Genomic DNA, 26,662 nt, shown 5'->3' on the forward strand with positions numbered 1-26,662 from the left:
TACTCAGTCGCCACCGGCAATTCACGTTTCGGCGTTTGCACTCAGCTGCGCAGCGCACGGCGGACGCTATCCGTGCGCTGCTCTGCGTTGCTGATCTGGATGCTCACTGCCAGCACACTCAGCGAATCTGCGGCAACAGTGATCGGCGCGAATTTGGCAACTGTCACTTCAGGATGGTTGTCCTTGAAGAGCGAGACACGGGTGATGAAGTCTTTCAAGGCCTCCAGATCCACTGCCGGCAATCCCTGGTAGCCGAATAGACGCACGCTGCTGCGCGGACGGCGGATGAGCTGTTCCAGGTCATGGGTGGAGAACGGCGCCACGCCGTGGGCCCAGTCATCGAGCAGGTTGACCGGATCGCCGCTAAGCCCGAAGGAGATAACCGGACCCAGCAACGGGTCCTCCATGGCCTTGACAACGCAAGCCTGCCCGGCTGGCGCCATGCTCTGCACATCCAGGGAGTCCACGCCGTATGCGGCCATCAGCGACTTCATGTGGGCGAAGTTCGCTTCCAGGCTCTGCTTGTCCGGGATGCTCAAGCGCACGCCGCCCAGGTCCAGGCGTTGCCGCAGATCGGGGTCGTTGGCTTTCAACGCGACCGGCCAGCCGAGCTCGTCGGCCGCTGCGACAGCTTCCTCTGCGCTGTGCACCACCCGGTGGGACAGGAACTTGATCCCGTAGAAGTCCAGCAGCTTCTGCACCTGCTCGTCGTTCAATTCCAGCAGGTTGGTCCCCGAAATGGTCTTCACCAACTCGTCAAGGTACTCTGCCGCGCCTTCGACATCGATTCCTTCCGGGTCTCTCATCGGCTCGTAGGGAACGTCCACCCACTGCTGGTATCCATAGGCCTTGGCCAAGGCGCCGATGACCGTGGTGGGCGACGTATACACCGGAATTCCCTGCTTAAGGCCTCCGGTAATCTTCGTATCCGCCAGCCCCGGAACCAGGGCCACCACCGGTTTCGGCTGGCCCATGAACTCCTTGGCGACCTTGAGCACCGCACGGGTATCCAGCTCCGAGTAGGGCAGGTGCGCCAACAGGATTGCGTGGACTTCCGGGTCATCCACCAGTTCCTGGATCCGGGCGCGCAGCACGGGTATGGCCTTTGACTGGCCGATGCTGTAGTCCAGCTCTTCGCCTTCCACCACGGTGTTCAGGTTCCGGTCTTCAGCGACATCGCACACCACCTCGGCGATGGTCAAGGAATTGGACAGGATCGCGATGTTCGGGCCCTTGGGCGGAGCGAAGACTGAAAGCAGGGAGGTGACATCCAGGAGCTCTTCGGCGGAGCGGACGCGGATCACGCCGGACTGGCGAAGAATTGCGTTCATTGCCCCCGGTGCTGCCTGCCCTACGCGCACAGAATGGCCGGGTGGAAGGCGACGGCCCATCACGTCGGACTTGGCCACGATTACCGGCTTGCTGCGGGCCAGGCGTCGAGCGATGCGCGCGAATTTGCGCGGGTTGCCAAAGGATTCCAGGTACAGCGCCACCACATGGGTCCGCGGGTCGTCCTCGAAGAACTGCATGGCGTCGTTGCCGGAAACATCAGCGCGCAGGCCGGCGGAAATGGCGCTGCTTGGGCCTACCCCCTGCTGCAGGGCGACGCCCTGGATGATCGTGCCCATGGCCGCCGATTGGGTGAAGAATCCTACGTTTCCTGCGGCCGGGACATGCTGGCTCCCAGTGGCATACAGCTTCACCTGCGGGTCGGTATTCATCAACCCGGCCGATCCCGGCCCGACTACGCGCATGCCGTTGGCACGAGCCAGCGCCACAAGTTCGCGCTGTGCGCCCAGCCCTTCAAGGGTTTCGTATCCTGTGGTCATGATGACCAGGGCCTTCACCCCGTGGGCGGCGCAGTCGGCAATGGCGTCCTTGACCCCCTCACGCGGAATGCACAGTACGGCGACATCCACCGGTCCTGGAATTTCGGTGACCTTTCCGTAGGCCACCATGCCCCCGACTTCCAGGGCCGCATCGTTCACCGCATAGACCGCACCGGTGTACCCGGATTCGATAATTTGCTCCAGCACGTCGTGCCCGAGCTTGCCCCAGGTGCGGCTGGCACCGATCACTGCCACCGACTTGGGCGCCAGCAGCGCTGCCACGCTGCTCGCTTCGGCGCGGTGCTCTCTCGCCTCGGTCACTTCGCGGGACTTCTCGGTGGGGCTGATGGAAAATTCGAGCATCACCACGCCATCTTCGAAATGGCGGGCGACGGCGTAGCCCGCATCGGAGAAGACAGTGAGCATCTTGCGGTTCTCCGGAAGCACCTCGGCTGAGAATTTCTCAATGTTGTTTTCACGGGCCGCCGCGGCCAGGTGCTCCAACAGGATCGAGCCGATCCCAGTTCCCTGGTACTCGTCCGAGACGTTGAAAGCTACTTCGGCTTCCCGCGGATCATCCAAGCGATCGTAGCGGCCGACACCGATGATCCTTGCGCCACGAACCACTGTAAAGGCGACGCGATTCACATGGTCCACATTCGTGAATCGCTCCAGCTCTTTGGGGGTCAGCGACGACTTGTACGTAAAATAGCGTAGGTAGACTGACGTCTCGGACTGCTGCTTGTGCATGTCTTGGAGCGCTTGGGAATCCTGCGGAGTAATTGGCCGCAAGTGCGCTGTTGTCCCGTCGCGAAGCACAACATCTGCTTCCCAGTGCGCCGGATATGCCGCCGAAAGTTTACGATCCACCATAGGCTTAGGATAGTCGGCAGTTCAGCGTTGCGCCCAGATGCAACACGAAGATTCGGCAGTTCCGGCCCTAAGACAGTAGATGAAGGACGAACAGAGTAATGGCTCGTAAGAAGTCTGAAGAGATTCCAGCGGATTTCGTTGAAAATATCGTCGATATAGACGTCACCAATGAAATGGAATCATCCTTCTTGGAGTACGCCTACTCTGTCATCTACTCCCGCGCGCTTCCCGATGCCCGCGACGGCCTGAAGCCGGTTCAGCGGCGCATCCTCTTCCAGATGGCCCAGATGGGCTTGCGCCCCGAGAAGGGCCACGTCAAGTCGGCCCGCGTGGTCGGCGAGGTCATGGGCAAGCTGCACCCGCATGGTGACACCGCGATCTATGACGCCATGGTCCGTTTGGCCCAGGATTTCTCGCTGCGCCTTCCGCTGATCGACGGCCACGGCAACTTCGGCTCGCTCGATGACGGACCAGCGGCCCCGCGCTACACCGAGGCCCGCCTGGCAGCGTCGGCCGTCGCCATGACCGCGAATCTGGATGAAGACGTCGTGAACTTCGTGCCGAATTACGACAACCAGTTCATGCAGCCAGAAGTGCTGCCCTCCGCATTCCCTAACCTGCTGGTCAATGGCACCACAGGCATTGCCGTGGGCATGGCTACCAATATGGCTCCGCACAATTTAGGCGAGGTAGTCGCCGCTGCGCAGCACCTGCTCAGGGAACCTGACGCGACCGTGGACGAGCTCATGAAGTTCATTCCGGGCCCGGATCTGCCGTCAGGTGGCAGCATCATCGGCTTGGATGGCATCAAGGATGCCTACCGCACCGGTCGCGGATTGTTCCGCACCCGGGCCACGGTGATCATGGAGAAGATTTCAGCACGCAAGTCGGGCCTCGTGGTCACCGAACTGCCATATGGCGTGGGTCCTGAAAAGGTCATCGAGAAAATCAAGGATGGTGTCAACAGCAAGAAGATCTCCGGCATTTCCGATGTCGTGGACCTGACCGACCGGCATCACGGCCTGAAGCTGGTCATCGAGCTGAAGAACGGTTTCAACCCGAACGCCGTGCTTGCCAGCCTGTACAAGTACACCCCGATGGAAGATTCCTTCGGCATCAACAACGTTGCCCTGGTCGATGGCCAGCCGCGCACCATGGGGCTGCGTGAGCTGCTGACCGTGTATGTGGACCATCGGATAGATGTAGTACGCCGCCGCACCGTGCACCGCCTGGCCAAGTGCGAGGACCGCCTGCACCTGGTTGAGGGTCTGCTCATTGCCATCGTTGATATTGACGATGTCATTGCCATCATCCGTTCTTCCGAGCAGACCGCTGAAGCACGCGAACGCCTGATGACGGTCTTCGACCTGAGCGAACCGCAGGCCAGCCACATCCTGGAACTGAGGCTGCGCCAGCTGACCAAGTTCTCCAAGCTGGAGCTTGAAACCGAGGCCGAGCAGCTGCGCAACGAAATCGAGGAATTGCGCGCCATCCTGGAGTCCGACGAGCTGCTGCGCACCGTGGTTTCCAACGAACTCGGTGAAATGGCCGAGACCTTCGGCACCCCGCGCCGGACCAAGCTGCTAAAGTCTGCCCAGCTGGCACCGCTGAAGGGCACCGCGCTGCCCGAAGAAGTCGGAACCGGCAAGAAGGCCAAGCTGGCGATGGAAGTATCCGATACCCCATGCTGGGTTCTGCTCTCTGCCACCGGGCAGATCGCCCGGACCCCCGATCGGCAGGCCGTGGATTACTCCGCGGCGCGCATCAAGCATGATGTGCTCACCTCGCAGGTCGCCTCCAGCGCCCGCGGAGAAATCGGCGCCCTGACATCTGCCGGCCGCATTATCCGCATCTCGCTGATCGATGTTCCGGTGCTCCCCGAGTCCCACGGCTTCCCGCAGCTGGCCCATGGCGTGCCGATCTCCGAATTCCTCAAGCTGGGCAAGGGCGAAAGCGCGGTGGCGCTGGTTCCGCTGAACCGGGTCCTTGCCATTGGCACGCAGAACGGCGTGGTCAAGCGCGTGAGCCCTGACTACCCGCTGAACCGTGACGAGTTCGAGGCGATTACGCTCAAGGACAAGGACGTGGTGATTGCCGCGGCACCGGCCGAAGACGCCGACGAGCTGGTGTTCATGACCAAGAACGCGCAGTTGCTGCGTTTCAGCGCTTCGGCCGTGCGCGCCCAGGGCCGCACCAGCCAAGGCATGGCGGGCATCAAGCTCGCTGCCGACGACCAGGTGATTTTCTTCGGAGTGGTCCCTGCCGGTGCCAGCGACGCCGTGGTAGCCACCATCGCTGCCGGTTCGCAAACCCTTCCTGGGACGTCGGGCCAGTCGGTGAAGCTCACCGAGTTCTCCGAGTTCCCGGCCAAGGGCCGCGCCACCGCGGGCGTGCGGGCGCACCGTTTCGTCAAGGGCGAGGACCACCTGCAGCTGGCTTATGCCGGCCAGGGCCCAGCACGCGCCAGTTCCACGGCGGGTGTGGTGCGTGCATTGCCTACCGAATACGGCAAACGCGATGGTTCGGGAGCCCCGTTGGCCCAATCAGTGAACATCATTGGCGGGGCCATCAGCGGAGGAGACGAAGCTCCGGCGGCACCCGCTGCCCAGGAACCCATCCCAGCCGCAGCACAGGAAGCGCTGATTCCCGAACCGGCCAAGGCCAAGCCCGCTCCCGCCATCACGCCGGGAGAAGATGCGCTGCCTTTCGATGACGGCGGCGTAATCCTCTGAACCGAAATGCGCTGAGCCGTCAGCGCCAGAACTGAACGCGGCGCCGTATCCCCCTTGCATTCCACTGCGGGCACGGCGCCGCCGGTCTATACGCAGACGGCCGGCTTCCGGCTGCCGACTTCAATGCGGTGGGTGCACTGCTCGGCGAGCTGCTGGTCATGGGTGATCATGACGACGGTTCGCCCGGCAAGGGCCTGACGCAAAGTCGAAAGCAGCCCTCGGGCCTCATCGACGCCGAGGTGGGCCGTGGGTTCATCGAGCAGGATGACCTGGTGGCCGCCTGCCAAGGCACGGGCTACGGCAAGCTTGCAGCGCTGTCCGCCAGAAAGCTGGTGCCCGCCGGATCCGATGCGTGTTTCGAGGCCTTCGGGCTGGGCCGCCAGCCAGTCCGCGAGCCCGACCTGCGCCAAGGACTCTTCCAGCTGGGCATCGCTGCGCTGCTGGTCGTCATCGACTCCCAGCATCAAGTTCCGGCGAATCGACGAGTCGAACAGGTGCGCTTCTTGCGGGCACCACGCCACCGACGACAATTCTGCCCGCTGCAGATCCAGCAGGTTGCCCTGGGCATCGATTCCCTTCAGCCATCCCGAGTGCGCAGGCAACGCACCGAGCAATGCGGTAAGCAATGTGGATTTGCCTGAGCCCGAAGGGCCGGTAATGGCCGTCCACTGACCCGCGGGAATGCGGGCGCTCAGATTCTCCACTACCAATGGGCCATCGTCGTAACCGAGGCTGAGTGCTTGCGCTTCGTAGCCGGCAATCTTACTCGGTCCCGCTGGGCGATTGTCCTGCGTTGCTGGTGCCGGGCCGCTGTGCATGCCGCGTTCGGCCAGCTTCGATGACAGTTCTCTCAGTGCCCGTCCCTGCTGCACCGCGACCAAGGCATTTCCAGCGCTCTCCCCCAACGCTAGGCTCAAGAGCACGGCGAGCGCTGTATGGGATGCGCTGCTGTGCGACAACACGGTGATGGCGATGGCAAGCAGCACGCTGGTCAGCGTGGCCAAGGCAGTGGCGCTACCTTGTCCTAACGCATGCCGGCGAGCTTGTTGCGTATTGCGGGTTTCGTCCTCTTGGAATCGGCCCAGGATTCGTTCCAGCGCCTGGTTGCTGCGCAGCGCGGTCTTGTGCCGCAAGATTCCCAGCACGCTCTGGTTCATCTGCATCCGGTGGCGCAGCTGGAGCACGAAGTGCTCGCCTTCGATGCGCTGGACAAGCCAACGAACCGGGAAGACCAGCACCCCGAACGCACCAAAGGCAAGATAGCCGAACTCCGGCTGGATAATGCACAGGGCCGCAGCAGCCGCCATCCACAGTGCGATGGCCTGCAGTGGTGGGAACAGCACGCGGGCCAACAGGTCGCGCAGTTCATCCACCTCAGCCAGCAGGAATCGCAGGATGACCGAGGAACGGCTGAGCAGGCCCCATCGTGCCGGGTTGGCCACCATGGCGTTCCACATCTTCTCGCGCAGATCAGCAGCGTAGGCCAGGACCGCGTCGTGGATTGCCAGTTGTTCCAGGTAGCGGAAGACCGCTCGCCCGATGCCGAGGGTGCGGACCATGACGAAAGCTACGGTCAGGTGGAGAATGGCTGGCTGATAGCTGGATTCAACGATCAGCCAGCCGCTCAGCGCCGCGAGCGCCACGCCGCACAGCACGCTAGCGGTCCCCCAAAGCACCGCTTTCGGGGCGGCCTTGTAGCCCATGAGCAAATCGCGCATCGGATTGAACCGGGAGTACCCCGGCCTTGGGGCAGTTGCCTCCGGCTGGGTCTGCGCGGCATCCGGCTGCTGGTGGCCCATGGTCTGCCCGTGCGCCGCGGCATCAGCAGCTTCGGCGGCTTGTCCCGGATTCTGGCTCTGGCCAAAGGCTGGGTCGTGGCTGGCGAGCAGCATGGCGCAGCGGGCAGGCAATTCGCCCAGCAGTTCGCGCACTGCCCGGGCGTTGGCCTCGTCAAGGTGCGCGGTGGGCTCGTCGGCCAGCAGCACGGTGCAGTCATCGTCGCTATGGATCCGCAGCAGTGCACGCAGGACTTCCAGTCGGCGCAGCTCTCCGGGCGAGTATTCTCCAATTAGGCGGTCGAGCATGGTGTGCAGCGACAGCCGGGTGCTGAGCTCTTCGCGCAATTCTGCAGGTGCTGCCGGGGCATCCTGGTCAAGTTGTTCGCTGCCTGTCATTGCGTTGAATGCAGGATGCTGGCTGATCATGGCCAGCTGGCCGGCAACGAAGATCCGACCGCTAGCGAGAGCCGGGTCGAACGTGTTGTCGCTGCTGTGCGCCTCGGCGATCAGCTTGAGCAGCGTGCTCTTGCCCGTGCCGCTTGCCGTGGACAGCACGAGCCGTTCGCCGGCACGCAATTGGATATCCACGGCGTGGTGGATTGGATGCTCGCCATCGTAGCTGAACTGCAGATCCGCGACTTCCAGGAGGTTCTGCGGATTATTTGCGGTGCCAGCCCGCAGCTGATGGGCCGGGATGGGTGCGGTGAGGGCCGTGTACTTCTGGTAGGCGGCCAGCCCGTCATCGGCCGCATGGTAGGCGGAGCCCACTTCGCGCAGTGCGGAGAACAGCTCTGGTGCCAGGATCAGGATGATCAGCCCGGAGGCGAGATCCATATTTCCGCCGACCAGCCTCACGCCGATCATTACCGCGAGGACCGCCACCGAGAGGGTCGAGATCAGTTCCAGCCAGAAGCTGGACATGAAGACGGTCTTCAGGTTGGCCATGGTGGCCGCCCGGTACTTGTTGCTCACTGCCGCGATGGCGTTGCCATGGGCGCGAGCCCGGCCAAGTCCCAGCAGCGCCGGCAGGCCCTGGGCCAGTTCGTAGAGCTGATGGGCAAGCCGGTCGAGGGTGGCTTGGGATTCATTGAGGGTGTCCTGGGTGTGCAGGCCGATCAGCGCCATGAACACCGGGACCAGCGGGATGGTCAGGACCAGCACCACCGCGCTGATCCAGTCCAGCTGGAGGATGAAGATGCCAAGCAGCAGCGGTACGGCCACAGCGCCAATGAACGCAGGGATGAATTTGGTGAAGTAGTCATCGAGCTTCTCAAGGCCATGGCTGGCCAGGGTGGCGGTGACCGGTATGGACTGCTGTTCCGCTGCGGGGGCGATAGCCGGCTGCGCCGCTTGCCTGCGGACCAGGTTCAACCGCAAGCGTTCCTTCGCACCCAGGCCCATGCGCCGGGCTCCTGCATTCAAGCCCCACGCGCTGAGTGCTCGAAGCGCGGCCCCGGCTAATGCCAGGACCAGCAACTGCGGTTCATTGGCGCCCCCCGCGGCCATGGTGGCGATCCATTGGCCCAGGGCGTAGGCGACGAGGACCAGCCCCGCGACCTTGAGCGCTGAGAACAGCGCCAAGACCAGGAATTGTCGTGGCGTGATCAGTTCACGCGGCAGGAATCGCGGGGTTGGCATTGCTACTCTTTCCGTCGAAAACGCAGTTACTTGATGATCGAGACGACACGATGGGTGTCGGGAATATGCTCTTCGCGCAAGCGCTTGCGGAATACCCAGTAGCTCCACGCCTGGTAGGCCAGGACCATCGGCACGCCAAAGGCAGCGACGATGCTCATGAGCTTCAAGGTGTAGGCCGTGCTTGACGCGTTGGCCACGGTGAGATCGAAGGCCGGGTCAATGGTCGACGGCAGCACCACCGGGTAAGCGGCGGTGAAGATCGCGGCGACTCCGGCCAACAGGGTGACTCCCAGTGCGATGAAGGAAACTCCTTCGCGTCCAGCGCGTCCGCTGATCATCGATGCAGCCAGGGCGATGACCGCCAGGCCCATCACTGCCCATGCGATGCCGGAGTCGTTATCCAGCAGCACCAGCAGTGCCCACGCGACCAGGGGCAGGATTGCTACCGGCAGCCAGCGGCCTACGAGCTTGCCTGCTTCGTGGCGGACCGCACCGTCGGTTTTCAACCGCAGGAAAGCCAATGCATGGATCCAGCAGAACGCCACCACCGCTACGCCACCGAGAATGGCATGCCAATTCAGCCAGGCGAAGGCTCCGCCGATCCGGTCCCCGTTCTCATTCAAGGGCAACCCCAAGGTGGTCAACGCCAGCATGGCTCCGACGCCGAAGGCAGCGACCAACGATCCGAGGCCCAGGGCCAGATCCCATGCTTTCCGGGTTGCGGCGGTGATCGCCTTGCCCCGGTATTCGATGGCCACAGCACGGAAGATCAATGCCACCAGGACAATGGTCAACGGAATGTAGAGTGCCGAGAACAGTGAAGCGTACCAGTGCGGGAAGGCGGCGAAGGTCGCGCCACCGGCGGTCAGCAGCCACACTTCGTTGCCGTCCCAGACCGGGCCAATGGTATTCAGCAAGAGGCGCTTGCGTTTCTCAGTGGAACGTCCAAGCCCGATGAGCATGCCGACCCCGAGGTCGAAGCCTTCAAGGAAGAGATAGCCGCACCAGAGTAGCGCTATCACAACGAACCAAAGTGTTGGAAGCCAATCCATTGAAATTCTCCTTCGTCCGTTCCGCTAGTAGGCGAATGCCAGTACGTCGTCATCATCGTTGTCAGGCCCCTTAGGGCCACCGGATGACGAATGATCTGCCGCTTCGAGCTCCGGCATTGCCGATGCCACGCCGCCTCGGATGTAGCGAGTGAGCAGGACCAGTTCCACAACCAGCAGCACGCCATAGATTGCAGTGAGCGAGATCAGCGAGAACAGCATTTCTCCTGCACTGACGGTAGGAGAGACCGAGGCCGCGGTATACATGAACACCTGGTCCACCCCGCCCATCTGCGGGTTAGGCGCAACGGTGAACGGCTGCCTGCCCATTTCGGTGAAAATCCAGCCGGTGGCGTTGGCGCCGAAGGGTGCGGCGATGCCCAATACCGCCAGTCTCGAAAGCCATTTGCTTTCCGGGACGCTGCCCTTGCGGGTGATCCACAGCGCGACGCCGGCTGCCAGTGCCGAGAGTCCGCCCAGAGTGATCATCAAGCGGAAGCCCCAGTAGGTCACTTCCATCACGGGCAGGTAGTTGATTTCCTGGCCCGCGTACTGGCCGAAGGACGCATCGCTTGGATAGTACTTGCCGTATTTTTCCTGGTATTCCGGAATCAGGGTATTCACGCCCTTGATTTCGGTGGTGAAATCTCCGTTGGCCAGGTACGAGAGAATGCCCGGAATTTCGAAGACAGCTACGACGTTGTCGCAGTTGGTTGTGCCTTGGGCGGTGATATCGCCCAACGACAGCACGGAGAAGCCGGTACCATCATGGCAAGCTGCCTCTGCCGCTGCCATTTTCATCGGCTGCTGTTCGAACATCAGCTTTGCTTGCTCGTGCCCGCTCAGAGCAACACCGAGAAAGGCGACCATGGCTACCGAAGCACCGATGCGCAGTGACTTAATCCAGACCTGGTAGTCGGTCTTGTCGCGGTTCTTGCCGCGGTTTGGGTCTTCACCCACGACTACATATCCGTTGGCATCCACGGTGTCGATGCCTTCCTTGCGGCGGCGGTAGAGGTGGAACCAGGAGATGCCCAGCAGGAAGCCGCCGGCAACGGCGAAGGCGCCGAAGATGGTGTGCGGGAAGGTCACGAGCGCAGTGTTGTTGGTGAACACCGCCCATGCGTCGGTCATCACGGCACGGCCGTCAACTAATTTCGTTCCGACCGGGTGCTGCATCCACGAGTTCGCAACGAGGATGAAGTAGGCCGAAAGGATCGTCGCCAAGGAAGCGCACCAGATCGTTGCCAGGTGGACACGCTTGGGTAGCTTCTTCCAGCCGAAGATCCAGAGCCCCAGGAAGGTGGATTCCACGAAGAAAGCCAGCAGGGCTTCCATGGCCAACGGCGCACCGAAAACGTCGCCAACATAGCGGCTGTATTCGCTCCAGGCCATGCCGAATTGGAACTCTTGGACGATGCCCGTGGCAACGCCCATGATGAAGTTGATGAGGAAAAGCTTTCCCCAGAATTTTGTCATTCGCAGCCAGTGTTCGTTGCCGGTGCGATGCCACATGGTTTGCAATGTGGCCACGGTCAAGCCCAGCCCAATGGTCAGGGGCACCATCAAGAAGTGGTAGACCGTCGTAATGCCGAATTGCCAGCGGGCAATCTCTAGAGCATCCATGGATTCCTCAACTATCGCGGGATGGAATGTAAACCGCTTTTCTACCTTTCGTAGAAAAGACCTCCAAGGCCAGAATAGACGATTTCGACAGCTTGTAGAAATCGACGGGATTAGCAGGTTTTGCCGGCTGCAAATTTCAACACCGCGGGCGCGAGCGCAAATACTAAGCCTATTGACAGGGTTGTGTCTACGGATCTTAAAAAACCCAAGTCAACAAGTTTCACCCGGGACAATCCCATAACGCGCAGCGAAACTGCTAAAGCCTGTACTCACCCATCTCTTTTACGCTCCGTAGAAATATTGTGGAAAGATGGCTACAATTAAGAGCCCAAGCAGTCTGCATGCTCTCGCTGAGTGCAAGCAACCGCGTTAGAACTAATGCAAGTGAGGTACGACCTAGTGGCCAGCCTTGGCGATCTGGAACGCTCCGTCATGGATCTTCTGTGGGATTCCGCAGAACCACTCACCGCGAATGACCTTCGTGATGATTTGGCGGCGCTTGGCACCGACGCGAAAGAACTCGCAGTAACGACGGTGCTGACCGTGCTAGCACGTCTCGAGAAGAAGGGTCTGGTGGAGCGCGAGCGCACTACCCGCCCTCACCGATACGCAGCTTCATCCTCCCGTGAGGATCACACCGTTGGACTGCTCAACGACGCACTGGGCACCGCCCAGGACCGTGAAGCAGTCTTAGCACGATTCATTGGAGGCATCTCCCCCGACGAAGCAGCTTCCCTGCGTGCTATCTTGGACTCAGTAAAGTCCGCATAATTTAGATGAACCTCGGGGACTGAGTGCTTCTCACCTCATATTTCCTAGCGGCGTTGGCTATCGCATTGGCGTGGCCGACGCCGTTGGCTTTATCCAAGGCGAATTGGACCGCGCGCTCACCAGTGCAAGCGGTACTCCTGTGGCAAGCCATTGCTTTAGGCGGTGGCCTTTCCATGATCGGCTCAATGCTTGTCTGGGGCTTGGACCCACTGGGCGATGATCTGATCTCCGCGCTGCATGGCGGATGGCTCCTACTGACAGGAGACACGAGTGTGCCCTACCCCGGCATCGTGCACCTCTTCGCCTTGAGTACAGCTCTGCTCTTCGGTTTCCACCTAGTATTGACCCTCATGCGCGCTGCTTGGCGCACCTCCCGCCAACGAGCCAAGCACCGGCAGCTACTTCGCCTGTTGAGCAACCCCTCGCAGACGCGCGCGAACACCTTGGTGATCGATCATGATATGCCCGTGGCGTACTGCGTGCCCGGCATCTCGCAGTCGGTGACCGTGCTGTCACGGGGATTGCTCACCCAGCTTTCGGCTCAAGAGCAGCAGGCGGTCATCGCCCATGAACGCTCACATTTGGATCAACGCCATGATTTGCTAATCCTGGCCTTCACGGCCTGGCACGAAGCGTTGCCCTGGCTGCCGACCTCACGGCTTGGACTCGATGCAGTGCGCCAACTGATCGAAATGCTGGCCGACGACAAAGCACTGGAAAAGGCCAATCGGCAGACGCTGCTCAAAGCCATCGTCACTGTGGCCACCGCAGCGACCATGGATGACCGCTCGTCAACGCCTCATGCCTCTAGCGCCGGTCTGGTTGGCATGCCCGATGGCGAAGTATCATCCCGCAGGCTCAAGCGCTTGCTCTCCCCGCAAGATCCGCTGAGCCGCCCGCAACGGGCACTGGTGCTGCTGAGCACCATTATGTTGATGGTCTGCCCGACAGTTCTGCTCATTGCGCCACGGCTGCTGGACTGGTAGCACCCGCTCGATCCCATGCAAGGACGTCCTTGAACCCCAGTGGAGTTCAAGGACGTCGTTGCATCTGCGGTTCTAAACGTCGATGCGTTCCCGTTCGAGATCATCGGCGCCGTCGATGATGAACTTCTTGCGCGGTGCCACATCCGAACCCATCAGCAGGTCGAAGACTTCTTCGGCTGCCTGCGCATGCTCGATGCCAACACGGCGCAGCATGCGATGGCGTGGATCCATGGTGGTTTCAGCCAGCTGGTCTGCATCCATCTCGCCCAGGCCCTTATAGCGCTGGATCGGCTCCTTGTAGCGTCGGCCTTCCTTCTCCAAGCTGGCCAGCAGCTTGGTCATTTCCGTCTCAGAGTAGGTGTAGATGACTTCGTTCTGCTTGGCGCCCGGATTAATTACCTCGATGCGGTGCAACGGCGGGACCGCCGCATAGACGCGACCGTGCTCAATCATCGGACGCATATAGCGATAGAACAGCGTCAGCAGCAGGGTGCGAATGTGCGCACCGTCAACGTCAGCATCGGTCATCAGGATAATCTTGCCGTATCGCGCTTGCTCGATGTCGAAGCTGCGGCCCGAACCAGCACCTATCACCTGGATCATCGCTGCGCACTCAGCATTGGAGAGCATGTCCGAGATCGACGCCTTTTGCACATTGAGGATCTTGCCACGAATCGGCAACAACGCCTGGTACTCGCTGGAGCGTGCAAGTCGGGCAGTGCCCAATGCGCTGTCGCCCTCGACGATGAACAGTTCGGATTTGCCGACTTCCTTGCTCCGGCAATCAAGCAGTTTGGTTGGCAGCGACGAGGATTCCAAAGCCGTCTTGCGACGCTGGGTTTCCTTATGCATGCGTGCCGACACACGAGACTTCATCTCGTTGACGACCTTCTCCATCAGCGTGGAGGCTTCAGCCTTTTCGTTGCGTTTGCTGGAGCCCAGACGATCATTGAGCGCCTTTTCCAGCACCTTGGAAACAATCTGGCGCACTTGTGGGGTGCCCAAAATTTCCTTGGTCTGGCCCTCGAACTGGGGCTCGGCCAATCGGACGGTCAGCACGGCAGTCAGGCCGGCCAGAACGTCGTCCTTTTCCAGCTTGTCCTTCTGGCCGAACTTGAGCTTGCGCGCGTTGGCCTCGATATTCTTGCGGAAGGACTTGAGCAGGGCCTGCTCGAAGCCTGCGGTATGCGTACCGCCCTTGGGTGTCGCAATAATATTGACGAAGCTGCGCAGGGTGGTTTCGTAGCCGATCCCCCAGCGGACCGCCACGTCCACTTCGCAGACACGCTGCACATCTTCAATATGGCTGCGGCCGTTGCTGTCGATGACCGGAACCTTTTCATGGAAGGAACCGCTGCCGTGGAAGCGCCAGATGTCTGTAACCGGTGAATCGCTGCTCAGGTAGTCGACGAATTCGCTAATGCCGCCGTCGTGCTGGAACACTTCCTCATGAGGTCCGTCTGCGCCCGGAGTGTCCGGCAGTCCGCGTTCATCACGCAGGGTGATGCGCAGCCCCGGGACCAGGAAGGAGGTTTGGCGGGCGCGATCCTGCAATTCCTTATAGGAGAATTTCGCATCCGGGGTGAAGATATGGCTGTCGGCCCAGTAGCGAATGCGCGTTCCGGTTACGCCGCGTTTGGCTTTGCCAATAATTCCCGGAGGCGTTGCGGTCTCATGGGCCTTGAACGCCGCATCGGCTTTCTTGCGTCCCTTATCGGTAAATTTGCCTGGTTCGCCACGACGGAACTGCAAGCCGTAGGTTTTGCCGCCGCGGTCAACTTCCACGTCCAAGCGGGCCGACAGAGCATTTACTACTGAGGCACCCACGCCGTGCAGGCCGCCGGATGCGCTGTAGGAGCCACCGCCGAACTTGCCACCGGCGTGCAATTTGGTGAAGACGACTTCCAAACCGCTCAGCCCAGTCTTGGGTTCAACATCCACGGGGATGCCACGGCCATCGTCTTGGACTTCGACCGAGCCGTCAGAGTGCAAGATGACATCAATGGCCTGCCCAAACCCGCCTAACGCCTCGTCAACAGAGTTATCGATGATCTCCCAGAGGCAATGCATCAAGCCACGGGAGTCGGTGGAGCCGATGTACATGCCCGGTCGTTTACGAACTGCTTCCAGGCCTTCCAATACGGAAAGGTGCCGGGCACTGTAATTGTCGGATGAAGCCACTGAGCTGTTGTCTCCTAGTTGCATGAGAAAGTACGTCTTGGTTCATATTCTAATCGTTAATGTGTTCGAATACCCGCTATTTTCCGGTGCTGGCGAACACTCGGGGCAGGTATGAGCTTATCCACATGCGCTACGCGGTGAGCGAAAGAACAGCCAATTCGGGATAAAGTCAGGATCCAAGCTGGTTGTATAGAGTAACCATCAACTTTAGGAGGCTGGCAATGACTACTACGACCGCTAGTCGTGAACTTAACGCCCTCGACCGGTGCGACCGTTGCGGCGCACAGGCCTACGTGCGAGCCGTGCTGGCTTCGACCGGCGGTGAGCTGCTTTTCTGCGCTCACCATAGCCGCGATGTAGAACAAAAACTGCGTCCGCAGACTTCCCTCTGGCAGGACGAGTCCTCGCGGCTCTACGAAAAGCCCAAGGTAGACGCCAACGACTAATCTCGTGGCCAACTGCTGATCAAAGAAGGCGACCCGCTTTGGGTCGCCTTCTTCTTGCATTAATGGCAATAAAGAATATGGCCAGCAGTTCATTGCATGAACTGCTGGCCACATCCTCAGTTTCTTAGTCCAGGTAGTCGCGCAGCACCTGGGAACGCGATGGGTGACGCAACTTCGACATCGTCTTGGATTCGATCTGGCGAATGCGCTCGCGGGTCACCCCGTAGACCTTGCCGATTTCGTCCAGCGTCTTAGGCTGGCCATCGGTCAGGCCGAAACGCATTGCCACGACGCCTGCTTCGCGCTCCGAAAGCGTGTCGAGCACCGAATGCAGCTGTTCCTGCAACAGGGTGAAGGACACTGCATCGGCTGGCACAACGGCTTCCGAGTCTTCGATCAGGTCACCGAATTCGGAGTCGCCGTCTTCGCCCAGTGGGGTATGCAGGGAAATCGGCTCACGACCGTACTTCTGGACCTCGACGACCTTCTCAGGAGTCATGTCCAATTCCTTGGCCAACTCTTCTGGGGTCGGTTCGCGACCGAGATCCTGAAGCATCTGGCGCTGGACACGCGCCAGCTTGTTGATGACTTCAACCATGTGCACAGGAATACGAATGGTACGCGCCTGGTCCGCCATGGCACGGGTGATTGCCTGGCGAATCCACCAAGTGGCATAGGTCGAGAACTTGAAACCCTTGGTGTAGTCGAACTTCTCCACCGCACGGATCAGGCCCAAGTTGCCTTCCTGGATCAGGTCCAGGAAGAGCATGCCGCGGCCGGTGTAGCGCTTGGCCAGGGAAACTACCAGGCGAAGGTTTGCTTCCAGCAGGTGGTTCTTGGCAATCTTGCCATCGTGGATGATCTGCTCGTAGTCCCAACGCAGACGCTGATCCATGGAGCCATCGTCCTTCTCCAGCTTGTCAGCTGCGAACAGGCCAGCTTCAATGCGCAGAGCCAAGTCGACTTCTTGCTCGGCGTTCAGCAGGGCAACCTTGCCAATCTGCTTCAGGTAGTCCTTGACCGGGTCAGCGGTCGCGCCGGCCACCATGACCTGCTGCTGCGGAGCGTCGTCATCACCGGTTGAAAGTGTGAAGCCCTTTGAATCATCGTCGGACTTCGCATCCTTCGAATCGGTGCCTGGCTCAGCATCGTCATCGGCGTCAGCCAACGCTCCGGTTGATTCGTCTTGCGCTGCGGTTTCGGCAGCGACCTTTTTAGTCCGAGGCTTGGCCTTGGTAGCGCGCTTCTTCGCTGCAGGGGTGGCTGATTCGGCCTCAGCCGCGTCGACCTCGGCCTCAGTTGCTATGCGATTAGCGTTCGTCTCAGAAGATGACACGAATAACCTTTCTAACGATGCGTTCCGGATGCACCTGCCGGTAACACCACTATGACCCTGTCAAGTCCGATAGTGCTCAGTCGCTGACTAAACACCTAGGGCTGGCACATTGGTATCAACGCATCAAGCCCGCCTAATGTTCCCGAAATCCACAGATTTCAAGACCTAGGCAATTCGAACCTAACCGGGTCTGTTGTCCCATTATCCATGAATTAGCATCAGGACACCACTTGAGACACTCCGGCCTCCGTTGCTCAGCTGAAATTGGCACGCCAAGCCCGCAATTTATCGGTCGCCCACTCGGGCATGATTCCATGGGACATCAGTTTCTGCAGCAACCGCGCCAACTCGTAGTTCGGGTTTTCTTCTACAGCACTGCCCAGCAGGCACAAGGCCATAGTCCCCCGGCCTCGTGCCCACTCGATCCAGGCAAGAATGCACAGCAGGGCCTGCCGGTTGTTGCCTTCGGCCACACCGAGCAGGTCTCTGGCTACCGACCACAGCCGGTCAATCCGCTGCCAGTCTGGCGCATGCCAACCACGGCCCAGCAAATAGTTGGTCAAGGGCGAGGCAGCGGCTTCCCGATCTCCGCGCATCACGCCAATCAGCACATCCAATGCCGCGTCCGGACCTTGGCCAGCCAAATACGGAAGCAGGTCTCGGACGATTTTCACTTCCAGGGAACCAAGCAGCAGTGCGGTGTGCTCATGCTCTTCGTGGATCCAAGTTCGGGCTTCAGTTTCGGCGAGGTCCATCGTCTGCAGCCATGCTTCAAGGCAGTTGATCACGTTGTGCTGCTGGCTGGAAACAATCTTCAGGATGTCGGCGGCCTGCGGCCACTCAGGGATTCCACTGCCGTCCCATGGAACATCCAACGGTGCTGATCCAGCAAAGACCAGCGACAGATGCGTCTCGTTGGTTTCCAGCGGGCGCACCGGGGTCGGCTCTGCGTAGTCGTCGGTCGCGTAGTTCCAGACGAATCGGCCCTGCCGGCACCAACTGTGGCGCAACAGGACTTTTTTGCCAGCCAGCCCCTGTTCGAGCTGCGCAACCATGTGCGAGTACGGAATACGGTCCTCCGCCAGCGAATCTTCCGGCGCGTAGACCACCAGAACCACCCCTTGGATATGGGGCATGCGATCCAGGAGGCGAAGCACCTGCGCGGTCCACGACTCCCGCTCGGACGAAGTGTCCTCTTCCGGCAAATCGACACGCAGGGTCGCTTCCAGGTGGTCCTCGTCGATCAGCATGAGCACGGCAGAATTTTGCGGATAGAAGCCGAGGGCATGAGGCACATAGGCCAGGATGTCCTCGCAGCTGGACAGCGAGAGGGGATGGCGTTCTGGTGTAGTCGTCATGGCTCCACGGTGCATCGCGGCGCTTGGCACGGGACGTCAACGCGTGCGAGCTGTGGAGAACCTTCTGGTCCGGGCCTCCCGGCCGGCGGTTACTGTTCGGCGAGGAATCGGCGCGCCTTGCGGCGTTCGATGACCATGAATGCCATCCCGAGCAATGCCATCACGAATTGGAAGGACAGTGCCACCCGGAAAGCCGGCAGGTTGTAGAGTTCTCCGACCGAGCCGTTGGCCTTGTGCAGCATGTCCATGATGAAACCGATGACGTAGATGGTGACGAATGCTCCGATGAATCCGCCGGTATTCACCAGGCCGGTGGCAGTTCCCAGAACCCGCGGCGGGTTGAACGTACGCGCGAAGTCGAAACCGATCACGGAGGCCGGGCCGCCGGCGGCAATGGCGACCATCAGCAGCACCAGAATCCATAGCGGCGCCTGTCCCGGCCAGAGCAGAACGGCCGCCCATAGCGCCAAGATGGAGCCCACGATGGACAACGCAATATTGGAACGTTGGCTGGCATGGCGCGCGGTCAAGGCGCCGAGGATCGGGCCCAGCACGATGGCGACAACAACGAATACAGCCATCAGGCCCGAAGCCAACGCACCATCCATGCCTTGGCCCTCGACAAGGAACGGGTAGCCCCACGTCATCATGAAGGTGTTGATCATGAAGGCCGTAGAGAAGTGGGTCCAGAAACCCAAGCGGGTCCCTGGCTGCTTCCATGCCTGCGCGATCCGCGAGCCGGTCTCCTGCTCCCCCTCGCCATGCCCATCCCAGTTCTTGCCATTGCGCACGAAGGCGATCGTCGTGATGAAGGTGGCGAAAGCGAACCCTGACATGATCGAGAATGCCGCGGACCAGCCGACGCCAAGCAGGATCATATGGAATGGAAAGAGGCTGATCAGCTGCCCGAGCTGGCCAAAAGTACCGGTGAGCTGGGTGAGCACCGGAATGCGCGAGCCGGAGAACCACAGGGGCAAGAGCTTGAGCACGGAGACGAAGACCATCGCGTCGCCCATGCCGACCATGACGCGCCCGGCCAAGCCCATGGGCACGTTGACCGAAATCGCCAGGAACGCTTGGCCGGCAGCCATCAGCAGGGCGCCGCTGGTAATCAGGATGCGGGGCCCGAATTTATCCAGCAGCAGCCCTACGGGGACCTGCGCCCCGGCATAGACAACGAGCTGCACGACCGAGAACGTCGCCAGGATCTGTGCGCTGGCATCGAAGCGTTCGGTGGCTTGGATGCCCGCGACTCCGAAGCTGGTGCGTTGGGAAATTGCAGAAATGTAGGCAAGAATTGCGAAGCCGAAGACGAGCCACGATTTCGGCGAATTCAGTTGGGCCTGGCTCACTGGTCGTGATCACCTGGCAACGGTTCGATATGACCGTTTTTCAACCAATCTTCAGTGTTCTCGATGGCGGCCAGGAAATTCTCGGCGCTGGCGCCCAGCTCCTCGGCATCCGCCATCTGCTCATCTTCGTCCAGCAACAGCGAACGCGACTCGTGCTCCTTGGCATGCGCGTCGAAACGTTCCTCGAATCCGTCCACCATCTGACGGACGTCGCTATTGGCTTGAAGCTGCTCGGCGAGCTGCTGGTCAACCAATCGGGCTGCTTCACGCAGCTTGTCGGTCGGCAGAGCCAGCCTCAGCGCCGCGCCCACATACTCCAGAGTCGCAACGGCGACCGCCGGGTACTCGGATTCGGCAAGGTAGTGCGGGGTATGCATCGAGTAGCCCACGACATCTCGGCCGGCTTCGCTCAGGCGGATTTCGAGCAGCGAGCCCAAGCCTGCCGGAGATTCGACCGTAGGGCTCCACGTCGAGATGTTCTCGATCAGATCCTTGCGGTTGCCGTGGGCGGTCACGCCGACCGGCCGGGTATGCGGCACCGGCATCGGCAATGATGCGGTCCCAACAACCAGCGATACGTTGAAGGCCTCGATGAATGACTGCAGTTCCGCGATCACGCGTTCCCACTTCAGATCCGGTTCAACTCCGTTGAGGAACCAGAACTTGCGGTCCATCTCATCAGTCATCAGGTAGATCTCGAGGCGCGGGGCCTGGTATCCGGCGAAGTGGTCGCCAAGGAAAGAGACGCGCGGGCGCTGGGAGGTGTAGGCGATCAGCTCGTCGGCATCGAAAGTGGCGAAGAGTTCGGATTCCAGACGGCCGAAAAGCTCGTTGGAGACCTGCGCGTGATTATGCCCGGCGTCACTGAGGCTCTTCAGCGAGATGAACATCCCAAGACCTTGAAGGCGCGAGTCATCCAAATCGTCTGCGACCAGCGTCATCAACGAATCTTTGGACATTTTCTCCTCATTCAGGGTCGGCATCCGGCACAGCAGAGCGGCAACCATCGGCTAGGACTGAACTTCTGCAACAGATCAATGCTCCATCCTATCGCTACTTGGCTTTCGCTCGCTGTGAAGTAACGCACGAAGACGCGGAACCTCGGATAACCTAGATGCAGGAGACGCACAGCCCACCGGCAGGATTTGCTCCGGAATACCACTTGGGCTGTCGCGACCTTAGACCCTACAAAGGCATAGAAGGAATGATTTTGTGATCAACTCCAGTGATCTCACTCTGAGCGCCATTGGCACTGACATCAAGCGCAAGAGCGCTGACGCCCTCATCCTGGGCGTACTCAAGAACGGCGACAAGGTGTCCATCGCGGCATCCCCCTTCGCCGCCGACACCACTACCTCGCTGGAGCAGTCGCTCTCGGCTTTGGGCGTTGCCGGGAAGGCCGACGAAATCACCGCGCTGCCTGGCGTGGACGGCACGAAGGCCAAGGTCCTGCAGTTCATCGGCCTTGGCGTTGACGAGCTGGCCGATCTGACCGAAGAGAAGCTGCGCCGTGCCGCCGGCTCGGCTGCCCGCCAGTTGAGCAACGCCAAGAGCGCCATTTTCGCTTTGCCTGCCGACAGCGTTGAGCGCGTTGCCGCCGTGGCTGAAGGCATCGCCTTGGGCAGCTACCGCTACGAGAACCACCGGTCGAAGAAGAGCGAGAAGCCAGTACTGGCCGAAGCCCAGATCGTCACCTCGGTTGCCACTTCCAAGGATCTTCCGGCCGTGCTCAAGCGCGCGGCAATCCTGGGCCGCGCGGTCCGCGGCACCCGCGACCTGATAAATGCCCCAGCCAACGTGCTGTACCCGGAGTCTTTCGCCGCGGCGGTCAAGGACTACTCCAAGTCGCTGCCGTTGAAGGTCACCATCTTCGATGAGAAGCGACTGGCCAAGGACGGCTTTGGCGGCCTGATCGGCGTCGGCGGCGGCTCGGCTCGCCAGCCGCGCATGGTCAAGGTCGAGTACGCGCCGTCGAAGGCAGCCAAGCACATCGCTTTGATCGGCAAGGGCATCACCTTCGATACCGGTGGCACCTCGCTGAAGCCTGCTGCAGGCATGCACGCCATGAAGTCGGACATGTCCGGTGCCGCCGCAGTCTTCCAGACCGTCGCCGCCGTCGCCGAACTTGGGCTGAACGTGAAGGTCACCGCATGGCTCTGCCTGGCAGAGAACATGCCAGGCGGCGCCTCGACCCGTCCGGGCGATGTACTGACGATGTTCGGCGGCAAGACCGTTGAGGTGCTGAACACTGACGCCGAAGGCCGCCTGGTCATGGCTGACGGCTTGGCCGCAGCCAGCCTGGAAAAGCCGGATGTCATGATCGACATCGCTACGCTGACCGGCGCGCAGATGCTGGCTCTGGGCCTGCGTACTGCAGGCGTCATGGGCGACAAGCAGGTCACCAGCGACCTGGTTGCCGTCTCGGACAAGGTGGGCGAATTGGCTTGGGCCATGCCGCTGCCGGAAGAGCTGCGACCATCCATCGAGTCGCAGGTCGCCGATCTGGCGAACATCGGTGAGCGCATGGGCGGAATGATGACCGCTGCCGTCTTCCTCGAAGAGTTCGTCGGCGAAGTCGACGGCAAGAAGATTCCTTGGGCCCACATCGACTTTGCTGGTCCGGCCTTCAACGAAGGAAGCGCCTGGGGCTACACCCCGAAGAACGGCACCGGCTCGCAGGTACGCACGCTGGTTGCATACGCAGAACAGGTTGCCGCGGCGAACTAGCCGTTAAACGCAGCGGCAAAGCAGCTGCAGTGCCATGAAACTCATCCCGGTATCGCCAGAAACAATTGGCCGATGCCGGGATGAGCTCAAAATTAGAGACATACCTGACTTTTAGTGCCCCGAAGGTGACTCTAGCCATTCGGCGGTACTAAGGTAAGTTTTGAAACATCACCGTGGATCAAAGGTGCGCGCCCGCATGTGTCACGCTCCAGAAAGTCCACACCCGATCCCCTGGTCGGCCAAAGCCGGCCTCACTAAGCGAATACGAGGGAGCGTTCACGTGGCCGATTCGGCAGCAACGCAAGAATTTGATGTCCTCATCCTCGGCGGCGGATCCGCTGGATACTCGGCAGCATTGCGCGCCATCCAGCTGGGCTACACCGTTGGATTGATCGAGAAGGAAAAGCTGGGCGGCACCTGCCTGCACACCGGCTGCATCCCAACCAAGGCTTACCTGCATGCAGCAGAGCTGGCAGAGAACGCTCGCGAGGGTGCCAAGTACGGCATCAACTCCTCGCTGGAGTCGATCGATCTGGCCGGCGTTCGCAAGTACAAGGAAGGCATTGTCGCTGGCAAGCACAAGGGCCTGCAGGGCTTGCTGAAGATGAAGAAGGTCAACGTCATCACCGGTAACGGCCGACTGGTTGCCCAGGATTCCATCGATGTCGATGGCACCGTCTACAAGGGCAAGTACATCATCCTGGCCACCGGATCCACTTCCAAGACCATGGGCCTGGAAATCGGCGGCCGCGTGCTGACCAGCACCGAAGCACTGAACATGGAAGACCTGCCGAAGAGCGCCATCGTTCTGGGCGGCGGCGTCATCGGTGTCGAATTCGCCTCGGTCTGGAAGTCCTTCGGCGTCGACGTCACCATCGTCGAGGGCCTGCCATCGCTGGTTCCAAACGAGGATCCAGCCATCATCAAGAACCTGGAGCGTGCTTTCAAGAAGCGCGGCATCAAGTTCAACACCGGCGTTTTCTTCGAGAAGGTCGAGCAGGATGCCAACGGCGCCAAGGTCTCGCTGGCTGACGGCAAGGTTCTGGAAGCTGAGATCGTCCTGGTTGCTGTGGGCCGCGGTCCAGTCACCGAGGGCCTTGGCTTCGAAGAGCAGGGCATCACCATTGATCGCGGTTTCGTAATCACCGACGAGCGCCTGCACACCGGCGTTGGCAATATCTACGCCATCGGCGACATCGTTCCAGGCGTCCAGCTCGCACACCGCGGCTACCAGCATGGCCGCTTCGTCGCCGAGGAAATCCACGGCCTGAAGCCAACCATCGTTGAGGACATCAACATCCCGAAGGTGACCTTCTGCGAGCCAGAGATCGCATCGGTGGGCTACTCCGAGCCGAAGGCCAAGGAGAAGTTCGGCGCTGACCAGATCGAAACCACCGAGTACAACTTGGCTGGCAACGGCAAGTCCTCGATCTTGGGCACCAGCGGCATCATCAAGATGGTTCGCGTCAAGAACGGCCCAATCGTTGGCGTTCACGGCATCGGCGGACGCATTGGCGAGCAGATCGGTGAAGCGCAGCTGATCGTGAACTGGGAAGCATACCCAGAGGACGTATCGCAGCTGATCCACGCTCACCCAACCCAGAACGAGTCCCTGGGCGAAGCCGCAATGGCTTTGGCCGGCGCACCGCTGCACGGTTAATCACGTTTTGGTCATTCAGGCAGCGCGTTGATGTAACGCGCTGCCTGAATGCACTAGGCTCGGAGGCAACGCCTCCCACCACATGTCAAGCTTTATAAAACAAGGAGATACGGGACGATGTCTGAAACCGTAAACCTACCCGCACTGGGTGAAAGCGTTACCGAAGGTACGGTAACCCGCTGGCTGAAGCAGGTCGGCGACCGCGTAGAGGTAGACGAGCCGTTGGTGGAAGTTTCCACTGACAAGGTTGACACTGAAGTTCCTTCGCCGGTAGCTGGCGTCATCGAGGAAATCTTTGTGGCCGAGGACGAGGACGCCGAAGTTGGCGCCCCACTGGTTCGCATCGGCGATGGCTCCGGCTCCGGCGACGCTGCACCGGCAGCACCAGCCGCTGAAGAAGCACCTGCCGCACCAGCCGCAGAGGAAGCACCAGCTGAACCGGCAGCCGAAGAAGCTCCTGCAGCCGCACCTGCCGGTGGCGCTGCCTCAGGCACCGAAGTTACCCTTCCAGCCCTGGGCGAGTCGGTGACCGAAGGTACCGTTACCCGCTGGCTGAAGGAAGTTGGCGATGAGGTATCCGTCGACGAGCCGCTGCTTGAGGTTTCCACCGATAAGGTAGACACCGAAGTTCCGTCCCCAGTTGCTGGCACCCTGCTGGAAATTCGCGTTCCAGAAGATGAGACCGCTGAAGTTGGCGCTGTTCTGGCCGTAATCGGTGCCGCTGGCTCCGCTCCAGCAGCTGCTCCAGCCAAGGAAGAGGCTCCAGCTGCTGCTCCTGCAAAGGAAGAGGCCCCAGCTGCCCCAGCACCGGCCAAGGAAGAGGCTCCGGCCGCTCCGGCAGCCCCAGCTCCAGCTAAGGAAGAAGCACCTGCTGCCCCTGCCGCTCCAGCTGCACCAGCAGCCGAGGCAAACAACGAGTCCGGCTACGTCACCCCGCTGGTACGCCGCCTGGCTAACCAGCACAACATCGACATCGCTTCAGTGAAGGGCACCGGTGTTGGAGGCCGCATCCGCAAGCAGGATGTGCTGGACGCTGTTGCCGCCCAGGAAGCTGCTGCTCCAACTGCCGCTGCTGCCGCTGCTCCTGCCGCCGCAAAGCCGGCTGCCCCTGCAGTGGAGGTTTCCTCACTGCGCGGCACCGAGGAAAAGGCTCCACGAATCCGCCAGGTCATCGCTCGACGCATGCGCGAGTCCCTGGACGTATCGACTCAGCTGACCCAGGTCCACGAAATCGATATGACCCGCATCGTGAAGCTGCGTGCTGCGGCCAAGGCCAATTTCAAGGCCACTAACGGCGTGAACCTCACTTACCTGCCATTCATCGCCAAGGCTGTTGCCGAAGGCTTGAAGGCACATCCTAAGCTGAACGCCGAGTACAACGAAGAGACCCAGAAGATCACTTACCACAATGCCGAGCACTTGGCATTCGCAGTCGACACCGACAAGGGCCTGCTGGTTCCCGTCGTGTCGAACGCTGGCGATCTGAACCTCGCCGGCATGGCTTCGCGTATCGCTGATGTTGCTGCACGTACCCGCAGCAACAAGATCGGTCCAGACGAGCTGTCCGGTGGCACCTTCTCGATCACCAACATCGGTTCGGTTGGCGCACTGTTCGACACTCCGATCATCAACCAGCCACAGGTAGCCATCTTGGGCACCGGCGCGATCGTGAAGCGTCCAATGGTCGTCACCGATGCAGAGGGCAACGATTCGATTGCCATCCGCCACATGATGTACCTGTGCTTGACCTACGATCACCGTCTGGTTGACGGCGCCGATGCAGGCCGCTTCCTGCAGACCGTCAAGGCTCGCCTTGAAGGTGGCGCCTTCGAAGGCGAACTGGGACTGTAAAGATCCAGTTGCGGCCCTCGTCGCCTAGGTAGATTATCGCCCCTGTCGTTGATTCGGCAGGGGCGATTCTGCGTTTTCTACGATCAGTCGAAAATAGATTAGGCTAGTGTCATGACTATTCTTCTTTCTCTCCTGATTTTCGTGCATATCTTGGGCGCAGCAGCCATCTTTGGTGGCTGGCTGGCCAATTTCAAGACCCCTACGGTCTCTGTCTGGCAGTGGTACGGCGCCATCGTGCAGCTGGTCACGGGTCTGGCCATGGTCGGCATTCTCGAGGCCGGCGACGGTTCGCCAAACCACATGAAGATTGGTATCAAGACGCTGATTGCAATCATCATCCTGGTCGCAGCTTTCATTGGCCGCAAGAAGATGAAGAACGGCGAGGAAGTTTCTACCGGTATCGCCCATGCAGTGGGTGGCACGGCCTTCATCAACATCGCGATTGCGGTTCTCTGGAGCTAATCCGCTG

General features: G+C 60.7%; 17 protein-coding genes. 8 read left to right on the top strand and 9 right to left on the bottom strand.

The genetic code is table 11. The features are described from left to right. Positions 1-41: 41 nt before the first annotated feature. Positions 42-2,702 (bottom strand): bifunctional acetate--CoA ligase family protein/GNAT family N-acetyltransferase, encoded by a 2,661-nt coding sequence (locus ATK23_RS07015; protein ID WP_066144410.1) that lies wholly within the window; start codon positions 2,700-2,702, stop codon positions 42-44. Between the two features lie 98 nt (positions 2,703-2,800). Here ATK23_RS07015 and ATK23_RS07020 point away from each other — a divergent pair, with 98 nt between their 5' ends. Then, entirely contained in the window at positions 2,801-5,434 is a 2,634-nt protein-coding gene (locus ATK23_RS07020; protein WP_066144408.1) for a DNA gyrase/topoisomerase IV subunit A, read from the top strand. A gap of 86 nt (positions 5,435-5,520) precedes the next feature. On the opposite strand, the gene cydC is transcribed toward ATK23_RS07020, so the two are convergent. From cydC to ATK23_RS07035, 3 genes are read right to left on the bottom strand one after another with little or no spacing between them, the layout of a single operon-like run. Further along, on the bottom strand, positions 5,521-8,850 hold the full coding sequence (gene cydC, locus ATK23_RS07025; RefSeq protein ID WP_066144404.1) for a thiol reductant ABC exporter subunit CydC: 3,330 nt from the start codon (positions 8,848-8,850) through the stop codon (positions 5,521-5,523). A 26-nt stretch (positions 8,851-8,876) separates the two neighbouring features. After that, complete coding sequence (gene cydB, locus ATK23_RS07030) at positions 8,877-9,902, bottom strand: cytochrome d ubiquinol oxidase subunit II (protein WP_038991874.1); 1,026 nt, start codon at positions 9,900-9,902, stop codon at positions 8,877-8,879. A gap of 24 nt (positions 9,903-9,926) precedes the next feature. After that, complete coding sequence (locus ATK23_RS07035) at positions 9,927-11,525, bottom strand: cytochrome ubiquinol oxidase subunit I (RefSeq protein WP_066144401.1); 1,599 nt, start codon at positions 11,523-11,525, stop codon at positions 9,927-9,929. 399 nt (positions 11,526-11,924) lie between these two features. Here ATK23_RS07035 and ATK23_RS07040 point away from each other — a divergent pair, with 399 nt between their 5' ends. Together ATK23_RS07040 and ATK23_RS07045 are read left to right on the top strand one after the other, a co-directional pair. Next, positions 11,925-12,296, top strand: a complete 372-nt coding sequence (locus tag ATK23_RS07040) for a BlaI/MecI/CopY family transcriptional regulator (protein ID WP_066144398.1) — start codon at positions 11,925-11,927, stop codon at positions 12,294-12,296. A 23-nt stretch (positions 12,297-12,319) separates the two neighbouring features. Then, positions 12,320-13,282, top strand: coding sequence for a M56 family metallopeptidase (locus ATK23_RS07045; RefSeq protein ID WP_066144395.1), 963 nt, complete (start codon positions 12,320-12,322; stop codon positions 13,280-13,282). A 72-nt stretch (positions 13,283-13,354) separates the two neighbouring features. On the opposite strand, the gene ATK23_RS07050 is transcribed toward ATK23_RS07045, so the two are convergent. Next, a complete protein-coding gene (locus ATK23_RS07050; protein WP_066144392.1) occupies positions 13,355-15,463 on the bottom strand; it encodes a DNA gyrase/topoisomerase IV subunit B in 2,109 nt (702 codons plus the stop codon). Positions 15,464-15,684: 221 nt separating this feature from the next. Between ATK23_RS07050 and ATK23_RS07055 the strand changes: the two genes are divergently transcribed. Continuing rightward, positions 15,685-15,909: a DUF7455 domain-containing protein gene (locus ATK23_RS07055; protein ID WP_038991880.1), complete on the top strand. Its 225-nt coding sequence runs from the start codon at positions 15,685-15,687 to the stop codon at positions 15,907-15,909. Between the two features lie 124 nt (positions 15,910-16,033). Here ATK23_RS07055 and ATK23_RS07060 read toward each other — a convergent pair whose 3' ends face one another. The 4 genes from ATK23_RS07060 to ATK23_RS07075 all read right to left on the bottom strand — a co-directional run bounded on the left by ATK23_RS07060 (position 16,034) and on the right by ATK23_RS07075 (position 20,914). Then, entirely contained in the window at positions 16,034-17,245 is a 1,212-nt protein-coding gene (locus tag ATK23_RS07060; RefSeq protein ID WP_100339252.1) for an RNA polymerase sigma factor, read from the bottom strand. A gap of 254 nt (positions 17,246-17,499) precedes the next feature. Then, positions 17,500-18,603, bottom strand: a complete 1,104-nt coding sequence (locus tag ATK23_RS07065) for a DUF4192 family protein (protein WP_066144388.1) — start codon at positions 18,601-18,603, stop codon at positions 17,500-17,502. Positions 18,604-18,692: 89 nt separating this feature from the next. Continuing rightward, positions 18,693-19,955, bottom strand: a complete 1,263-nt coding sequence (locus tag ATK23_RS07070) for an MFS transporter (protein WP_066144385.1) — start codon at positions 19,953-19,955, stop codon at positions 18,693-18,695. Further along, positions 19,952-20,914, bottom strand: a complete 963-nt coding sequence (locus ATK23_RS07075; RefSeq protein ID WP_066144514.1) for a proteasome assembly chaperone family protein — start codon at positions 20,912-20,914, stop codon at positions 19,952-19,954. The genes ATK23_RS07070 and ATK23_RS07075 overlap by 4 nt, the downstream gene beginning before the upstream one ends. Positions 20,915-21,167: 253 nt before the next feature. Here ATK23_RS07075 and ATK23_RS07080 point away from each other — a divergent pair, with 253 nt between their 5' ends. The 4 genes from ATK23_RS07080 to ATK23_RS07095 all read left to right on the top strand — a co-directional run bounded on the left by ATK23_RS07080 (position 21,168) and on the right by ATK23_RS07095 (position 26,655). Continuing rightward, on the top strand, positions 21,168-22,682 hold the full coding sequence (locus ATK23_RS07080) for a leucyl aminopeptidase (RefSeq protein ID WP_038991884.1): 1,515 nt from the start codon (positions 21,168-21,170) through the stop codon (positions 22,680-22,682). A gap of 280 nt (positions 22,683-22,962) precedes the next feature. Further along, positions 22,963-24,342 carry a dihydrolipoyl dehydrogenase gene (lpdA, locus tag ATK23_RS07085; protein ID WP_066144382.1) on the top strand — a complete coding sequence of 460 codons (1,380 nt, stop codon included), beginning with the start codon at positions 22,963-22,965 and terminating at the stop codon, positions 24,340-24,342. Positions 24,343-24,459: 117 nt separating this feature from the next. Further along, entirely contained in the window at positions 24,460-26,193 is a 1,734-nt protein-coding gene (sucB, locus tag ATK23_RS07090) for a 2-oxoglutarate dehydrogenase, E2 component, dihydrolipoamide succinyltransferase (protein WP_066144379.1), read from the top strand. A gap of 111 nt (positions 26,194-26,304) precedes the next feature. Further along, on the top strand, positions 26,305-26,655 hold the full coding sequence (locus ATK23_RS07095; RefSeq protein WP_066144375.1) for a hypothetical protein: 351 nt from the start codon (positions 26,305-26,307) through the stop codon (positions 26,653-26,655). Positions 26,656-26,662 lie beyond the last annotated feature (7 nt).

Origin of the sequence: Glutamicibacter nicotianae (assembly GCF_002797775.1) — a bacterium.
In the GTDB taxonomy this organism is placed as follows: domain Bacteria; phylum Actinomycetota; class Actinomycetes; order Actinomycetales; family Micrococcaceae; genus Glutamicibacter; species Glutamicibacter nicotianae.

Bases quoted from the DNA above. Each gene is read 5' to 3' on its own strand.
- ATK23_RS07015 (WP_066144410.1), bottom strand. From the start codon at position 2,702: ATGGTGGATCGTAAACTTTCGGCGGCATATCCGGCGCACTGGGAAGCA.
- ATK23_RS07020 (WP_066144408.1), top strand. From the start codon at position 2,801: ATGGCTCGTAAGAAGTCTGAAGAGATTCCAGCGGATTTCGTTGAAAAT.
- cydC (WP_066144404.1), bottom strand. From the start codon at position 8,850: ATGCCAACCCCGCGATTCCTGCCGCGTGAACTGATCACGCCACGACAA.
- cydB (WP_038991874.1), bottom strand. From the start codon at position 9,902: ATGGATTGGCTTCCAACACTTTGGTTCGTTGTGATAGCGCTACTCTGG.
- ATK23_RS07035 (WP_066144401.1), bottom strand. From the start codon at position 11,525: ATGGATGCTCTAGAGATTGCCCGCTGGCAATTCGGCATTACGACGGTC.
- ATK23_RS07055 (WP_038991880.1), top strand. From the start codon at position 15,685: ATGACTACTACGACCGCTAGTCGTGAACTTAACGCCCTCGACCGGTGC.
- ATK23_RS07065 (WP_066144388.1), bottom strand. From the start codon at position 18,603: ATGACGACTACACCAGAACGCCATCCCCTCTCGCTGTCCAGCTGCGAG.
- ATK23_RS07075 (WP_066144514.1), bottom strand. From the start codon at position 20,914: ATGTCCAAAGATTCGTTGATGACGCTGGTCGCAGACGATTTGGATGAC.
- sucB (WP_066144379.1), top strand. From the start codon at position 24,460: ATGTCTGAAACCGTAAACCTACCCGCACTGGGTGAAAGCGTTACCGAA.
- ATK23_RS07095 (WP_066144375.1), top strand. From the start codon at position 26,305: ATGACTATTCTTCTTTCTCTCCTGATTTTCGTGCATATCTTGGGCGCA.